The 7,770-nt window shown below is 50.4% G+C and carries 5 protein-coding genes; all 5 read right to left on the reverse strand.

Annotation, left to right across the window (positions count from 1 at the left end; all coding sequences use genetic code 11):
* Positions 1-144: 144 nt before the first annotated feature.
* The gene (locus CMR00_04090) at positions 145-345 is read right to left on the reverse strand and encodes a hypothetical protein (GenBank protein PIO48659.1); all 201 of its coding nucleotides are present in this window, start codon (positions 343-345) and stop codon (positions 145-147) included.
* A 135-nt stretch (positions 346-480) separates the two neighbouring features.
* Positions 481-3,972, reverse strand: coding sequence for a hypothetical protein (locus CMR00_04095; protein PIO48660.1), 3,492 nt, complete (start codon positions 3,970-3,972; stop codon positions 481-483).
* Between the two features lie 22 nt (positions 3,973-3,994).
* Positions 3,995-4,564, reverse strand: a complete 570-nt coding sequence (locus CMR00_04100; protein PIO48661.1) for a hypothetical protein — start codon at positions 4,562-4,564, stop codon at positions 3,995-3,997.
* Between the two features lie 258 nt (positions 4,565-4,822).
* Entirely contained in the window at positions 4,823-5,308 is a 486-nt protein-coding gene (locus tag CMR00_04105; protein ID PIO48662.1) for a hypothetical protein, read from the reverse strand.
* 386 nt (positions 5,309-5,694) lie between these two features.
* Positions 5,695-7,629 (reverse strand): hypothetical protein, encoded by a 1,935-nt coding sequence (locus CMR00_04110; protein PIO48663.1) that lies wholly within the window; start codon positions 7,627-7,629, stop codon positions 5,695-5,697.
* Between the last annotated feature and the right edge of the window lie 141 nt (positions 7,630-7,770).

Genomic DNA, 7,770 nt, shown 5'->3' on the forward strand with positions numbered 1-7,770 from the left:
GTGCTTTGTGGCTCTTTGCATGCGCAATTGCGCGGTTTATTGAAAGTTGCAAATATATTGGGTGAGCTTTAATAAACAAAGGGGAATTTTCCAAAAATCTTAAAAAAGTTGCCCCCGCTGCTTCAGCGAGGGCAATTTTGCACACTACTTCTTATTGCCTCCCGTCAGTGAATCCACGGTGCGGTTGATGGCTTTGCTAAACGATTCAGCCAGCGTGGTTGCAGTCTTGTTGCCAGCTTCAAAAGTGCTTTCAACGACTTTCCATGCGTTGCTGGCGCCCATATCCGCCGCTCTGCCAATGCTGACTAATACCTGCGTGATGACACCTCCACGGACTTCGTCCATTTTTTTCCTCCAAAAGTTTATGTGTTGCAAGCAAAGTTTGTTTGCACTACTGTGTTTTTTACTACATTGAGCTTTAACGCAAAAAGGCTACTGAGAATTTCAATTTGCATTTAGAGATCGCTTTTCTGCTAGCGCTCACTTTAAAAGCAGCATCTTGTGTGCTTCTACAAAGCGCCCACGCGCTGAACTGGCTTCCAGACGATAAATGTAGAGTCCGCCGCTTAAGCCTTGTGCATCAAAACGCACTTCGTATCGCCCAACATCTCTGCGCCCTTCAGCAAGATCCGCGACTTTGCGACCTAATAAGTCATACACCGACAACTTCACTTCACTTGGCTCAGGCACTTCGTAGGCAATCACCGTGCTCGAATTAAATGGATTCGGATAATTCTGCTCCAGACGAAACTCTCGACTCACGCGTGGTCCAATTACCTCTACTTGCAGCGCGTAGTCGTGTGTGGTACCGTCAAAGTCTACCGAGCGCAAGCGATAGACATACCGCTCGCCTTCTTGCACAGCAACATCGCGAAACTGATATTGCCGCCCGACAGGCAGTGTGCCCGCGCCACGCAGCGCCTCTACATCACGGTAGTGTGCAATTTCCTGACCGTTGCGCAGCAGCACAAATCCCGCATTGTCTCGCTCCGATGCCGTCTTCCAGCGCAACTCCACGCCTAAACCCGTCGCTCGTCCAACAAACTCCACAAGCTCCACCGGCAAGGGGTTATCCACCAAATTCTCCGTCCCCAACGCCGCATACCACGCTTGATTGCTCCCTATCGTCAGCGCCGGACTAATCACATCCGATGTTATCACCGTTGGCAATGCACTCGTATTGACGCTCGAAGGTCCGCGCCCCGTCCATGGACTCGGCGTCGCTGTCGCCACCTTCAAGGTCGTGTTCGTCGCACTGTTCTGCACATCATCATCTGCACGCACACGCATGTTTGTTATTTGCGTCACATCCACTGTAGCGTTACCTGTGTTCTGAAACGCATAATAGCGTAAGAACGATGCCGCTACCAGCGGCGATACCACACTACTTGTCACCTCAACATTAGCATCGCCTGTTACCAAGCGTCCGCGCATCGCTGTCGCACTTGCCGCATTGACTACAAGTTCAATTTGTCGCTCCACACTCCCATCCCCAAGCGGGAACAGGTAAGTGTTTGTCCCCGACATTGCCCGCTCCAGATAGCCGTTGATATGTCCGCCCGCATAGTTCAGCGATGCCGGCGCCGTATTGAGCAGGCGCAAGGTATCATTGACATTTGGAATGTTGATCACAGCATCGATATCTAACAGATTGCCCACCACTACACTGCCCCCTGAAATGGTCTTGTCATTGCCTTTGACCACCAACTGATGATAACGCACATTCGGGACAAAGGCACTTGTGGCGTTGCGGGGCGTAATCGCTTGTGTCGTACTGTTGTTGTCATAAATGACCTGACCATTGTTATTGAGGCTCGTCAAATCCCAGTTAAAAATTGGTGGCGGTTCTTCGGAAAATGGTGCCGTGCGGCGAATAAAAACAGGAGCATTTGCTGCTAGTGGGTCAAGCAGTGTGCCTGTGCCTAAGCCATGCACATCACGAATGCGCAACACCCCAGTAGGCTGCATCTGAAACACCGCAAGACTGCTTGAGCCACCCGTACGCGTCGAGATCATCTCTGAGCCATCTTCGCAGATGAGCGTACCGCCCAGCTGTACCGACCGATTGTTCATACACACCAGTGCTGACCCATTGGGAATCGTTACCTGCGCACCAGATGGAATCTCCCACTGGCACAGCGCATTGGTCTCTCCTTTTGTGCCCAGCCATACCACAGACGGTATCGTTAGCGTTGCATTTGTTCCCACAAGACGAATTCTCGGGTCGCTCACGTATCCAAACCAGTCGCCAATAAAGCGACTTGCAGTGTTGCTCATTGTGAAGTTGCCACCTACTTGCAACACTTTGTTTGTAAGTGACCCTGTTCCGCCACTTCTCGCACTGCCAATCAGAAAGAGCTCTTGGGTAAAATTGAAATTGCCTCCAACCGTGATGGTTGTTGCGCAACCGGGGTTTGCATCAATCCCGCCAATCACCACGCCTACACCGCTGTGTGCAGGCGTGGTAGAACTGATGTCATTGTTGACATTAACCGTCACGGTCGTGTTCGCACGGTTGTTGACCACAATTCCCGTGTTGGTCGTAAAGCTGTAATACTGTGGCAGCGGCGGCGGATCAGCTGGCACACCTACAATGTCTGCAGTACTGGTTGCACTTCCAATCGTTACTGCATTGAATGTGTGCGTCAACGGCGCACTTCCCGTTGTTGGCGTCAGCACCAATATCCCACGCTGCACATCCAGCAAATTCGTCACCGTCAAGTTCCCTGTTACGATATCTGGCGCTCCCAAACTCGATGGGGGCGGACTTGGATTCGTTTCAGGGAAATTAATCACCATATTTCCTGCTGTATTATTAATCACCAGATTGTAGTAAGTCCCCGCATCTACATTCTGTGTGCTACTGCCATTAAACTCCACCGTGCCATTTGAGACAATGCTCGTAAGTGCCCAGCCTTGTGGCACCGCATTACTTGGTGCTTGCTGACGCACAAACAGCGGTTGATTCGCTGCCGGAGCAAGGAATGTCCCATCGCCTAACCCCTGCGGGTCAGCGCAAGTCAGATACCCAGCCGCTCCCATTACAAAGTTGGACAGCCCTGTGGCACTCCCGGTCAGCGTTGCAATCAGTGCCGAGTTGTCTTGGCAACGCAAGGTACCATTTACAGTCAGCGAGTATGTGTTCATGCATGCTATCGCTGAACCTGTGCTGAGTGTAACATCTGCACCTGATGGCACTGACCAATTGCAACGCACATTGCCTTCATCGCCTACGCTGCCCCACCACACTTCCACAGGCACATTGACCGTGTTCGGGGTCAGACCGCCCAGGCTGACCGTCGGCACCGTTGTTGCCGTCGGATTGCGTGTTGCTACAAATCGGCTGCTTGTGCCCAGTGTTACATCGCCTCTTAAATTGAGCGTAAGGTTTGGATTGCCTGAGGTTTGCGCATTGCCAAAAAGCCGCACAAAACTTGAGCCGGCCGTCGTAAATGCGCCATTGATGGTCAGCGTGCTGCCGGTTGTGCTTGTGCTAATCGCTGATAGTGCTATCATGACCCCGTTTGTTGCACTGGCATTGATAGTTACATTTCCATTGATGGTCAGTGCAGAAGTTGTCGTGTTCTGTGTATTGAGCAGCAAGGCAGTGTTCGCAGAGCTCAGTGTAGCTGAACTTGCCGCAGAGCCAATCGTAACATTTCCGTTGACGGTGTGTGCACGAGTTCCACTTGCCGCATTCGTTAAAACAAACACCCCTTGTTGAATCACCAGCGAATTGTTGACCGTGATATTTCCATCTGCTATGCACGGATTTGTCAATGTTGTAGGCAGCGTAAAGTTGCTTGCAGGACGGTTAATGACCAGATTGTTGTAGGTACGCGCTGTTACGGTCTGATCCCCTGCCACATTTGCAGCATATTCAATCGTGCCTTGCGTGTTAATGTTAGTGAGATTCCAATTCACAGGGCTACCACGCCGTGTAATACAAAATCCGAAGGCAGTTGCTGACATACCATCACCTAACCCTGTGAGGTTACGCACCACCAGACGCCCGTTCGGCCCAAATGCCAGTGTGGGGTTGCCCGGAAGCAGTACCGATGTTCACGCCTGTAATTTCAGCGCTGTTATCTACAATTACTGTGCCGTTGATCGTCAGCGTTTGATTTCGAGAAATTCCAAAGCTCGACCCTCCAATCACATTTACGACACCATTGACATTGTAAGTGATATTTGCATTTGCAGAGGGCGTACCACCAGACTGTACGCCAAAGACTACATTGTGCACCGCTGGATTTGCAAGTGTCCCGCCCAAAAAGTTTATAGTGGGGATAACTGTACCGCTTGGATTGGCTTGAATTATTCCACTTGTCATGGTAAAGCCGCCTGTACCGCCTACACCTGTCTGCCCCAGATTCATCGTAATTGATGCAGGAATTGATGCTCCAGGTATCGTGCTGTAATAGAGATTAAATCCTAAACCTGTTGGTACAGTCAATAGCAAATTGCCTCGCACGTTAAAGGTTGCCGTGCTTCCCCCTGAAAAAGGAGAAGTCATTGCAATTGCAACACCACCATTCGTTGTTGCAACTTGATTTGCAACCACATCTCCTAATACAGTCAGTGTGGCATTAACATTTTGTGCATTTGCTGTAACCGTAAAGCCCGTATTAACTGTAACATGAGGGGAAAGGTTCCTGTGTCTGCGTGCTGTTAGGTCCGCCTACCCGCATGCTTTGGATTTGGTGGCTAAAGGTCGCACCTGCAGTAGGCGCACAGTTGAGCACACCCTGCCGCACATAGAGTTCTCCCGTCGTTGTGATATTTCCCACAAACCGTACTGGGTTATTGAGCGTGTAGCCTGTCACACGGTTGACAACGAAACTATCGTCGTCTGAACATCGCTACCTAGTTTCTCGATTGTCAAGTTATGGAACTGTGTGGTGCCAGCCCCTCCGATATCTTGTGTCACGCTATTTCCATTTAGTTTTACAGTGGTGCCCGACGCCGCAGTAAAAGTGCAGCCATTTGGGACACTAAGGTTTCTGCCAATGTTCAAGTCACCGTTTAGTGTGACATTGCTCGTGCCGCTCAGCGTAAAATCGCGCACTTGTGTGTTCACAGGAATGTTCGTCAGCGTCGGACTCACACTCGGAAATATGACATCAACAGTTGTGCCATTCGGCACGCCATTAGGATTCCAGTTATTTGAGTTATTCCAACTTGTTCCATCGCCGCCGCCTGTCCAAGTGTAGGAGCTCTGAGCAAACAGTGCCGTTGGCATTAGCCACCCAAGCAGCATGAGGCTAAGTCCCCAGCGCACTTGGTGTCGTACGCGAAGTGCTTTCATTATTGTAGTCACCTTTATCATTGTTCCTCCATTTTGATGTTTTCACAGATGTTGGATTTGTTGCCCTTTAAAACTGCAGGTGAAGGAGGTACTAGTATGGTGAAGACTCATGTCCAGAATATCGTCATAAATCTCAAATCATTTTCTCATCACTTTCGCAGACAGTTGTACCTGTTTTGAGTTGCACATGATCAATCCAATTTCGGTGTTTGCCTTGCGTTTCTTTGTCTTGTGCGTTGCATATTAGCAATTTCAATTGCGCTCGCCTGTTTAGACTCGCAAAGCCATTGCTCTGCAAAGCCGCCGCAAGCCTAGTACGCTGTGGTGCGCTCTGCCTCTGCCGTTTCCTCTTCAAAAAAACTTAGCAGAGGCAAAGCATCTGAAACCTACTTCATTAGCAGCATTTTCTTTGTCTCTACAAACCGCCTTTGTGCCGATGTAGCTTCCAGTCGGTAGAGATAAACGCCACTTGATAGCCCACGCGCATCAAAACGCACTTCGTAGACGCCCGCTTCCTGCTTTACAGAGCGTAGCACCTCACTGACCATGCGTCCGAGCATATCATAGACACGCAGACTCACTTCGCTTGCTGCAGGAAGCGCATAGCGGATGGTTGTACTTGGGTTGAAGGGATTGGGATAATTTTGCATCAGTTCATAGTCTCGAATCAAGCGTGTGGCTTCAACTTCAACGGTTTGTTCGTAGTCGTGTGTGGTACCGTCAAAGTCTACCGAGCGCAAGCGATAGACATACCGCTCGCCTTCTTGCACAGCAACATCGCGAAACTGATATTGCCGCCCGACAGGCAGTGTGCCCGCGCCACGCAGCGCCTCTACATCACGGTAGTGTGCAATTTCCTGACCGTTGCGCAGCAGCACAAATCCCGCATTGTCTCGCTCCGATGCCGTCTTCCAGCGCAACTCCACGCCTAAACCCGTCGCTCGTCCAACAAACTCCACAAGCTCCACCGGCAGCGGATCATCCGCTGGATTTTCGGTGGCAAGCGAGACAAAAAAGTCAGTACCTGCACCGACCAACTCGCTGAACGTGAACGAGTTAAAGGTTGTCGGGAGTGTGCTGGTATTGACTGCGGCTGGACCTTGGCTTAGCCAAAGTGCCGATGTGCGCGTCGCAATTTTAAGTGTGGAGTTTGAACTGGCTAGATTAACTGCATCATCGCTATTGATAGCCATATCGCGCACTTGTTCCATCGTTGCTGCGCCAATACCTAAGTTGTTGAATTCATAGTAGCGCAGGTCCGACACCTTTTGCAGAGGGGAAGTAACACCCGCTAAGGAATTTGCATTGCTACTAACGAGTTTTGCCAGCAGCCTCGTACTAGCTGTAAGTTGCAGCGTAATTGGACGATAGACTGCCGCATCACCTAATGGGAAAAAGTATTGCGCGCTTACACCTGTAACCGCGCGTTCAAGTGGGGCATTAATCCACCCAGATGTGCGTGAAATAGCTGCTGTAGAACTGTTCAAGATGCGCACAGTGTCATTTGTCGTGCCACTCACAGCACCACCTTGGAGCGTCAGTTGGTTACTTACCACCGCCGTTGCGCTACCAAGCGTCTTAGCGCCACCTGAGATAGTAAGTTTATAATACTGCGTGTTAGGCACATACAAGGCTTGCTGGTTGCGGGGCGTAATGACTTGCGGCGCGCTGCCGTTGTAGTCTATCGTACCATTTGTGTTAATACTGGTTAGGTTCCATTCATTTGGTGTAGATGAGCCTGGCGATGTACGTCGGATAAAGAGTGGAGCAGCGCTTGTAGGGTCAAGCAGCGTTCCATCGCCTAAGCCATCCACATCAGCAACGCGGATGATGCCGTTTGGACCCATATTGAGTTGTGTCTGACCGGAGCCACCGCCCGTGAGGGTTGCAATCAGCTGCGCACCATCTTGACACACCAGCGTACCATTGACCGTAAGCCCAAACTGATTGTGAATGGCGATACCTGAGCTGCTGTTCATTTGTACTGTTGCCCCAGAGGCAATTTCCCAGTTCGTAATGGCATTGGTTTCTCCACTCGACCCCAACCATATGTCTGGGTCGGCATCAAATATTTGTAAGCTCGTGCCTGAGAATCGAATTTGGGGGACGCTACCGCCACCACCGCGTCTACCATTATAGCGACTCGTGTTTTTGAGCTGGAAATTCCCTTTGACCTCAAGACGCATGGTTCCATTGGCAAAGCCGCCTCGGTATAGTAGATTGTCTTGTCTTACATCTCCCGAAATCACAGAAAAGTTCGTACCATTACCTATTAACCCCAAGCGTGCCCCTGTGAAATCAAAATTCCCATTTACAGTCATGATTGCGCCTGATGAACTTGCATCATTTGTGCCATTGCCTGAAGCTGGCGACACAAGCGCCAGCACCACGCCTTCATTAGTATGAGTGAGAGATGGCGCTGTCACATTTCCAGTCACAGTGAGAGTTGTAAAAGCATTAGC

The sequence above is a fragment of the [Chlorobium] sp. 445 genome (genome assembly GCA_002763895.1).
In the GTDB taxonomy this organism is placed as follows: Bacteria; Bacteroidota; Chlorobiia; order Chlorobiales; family Thermochlorobacteraceae; genus Thermochlorobacter.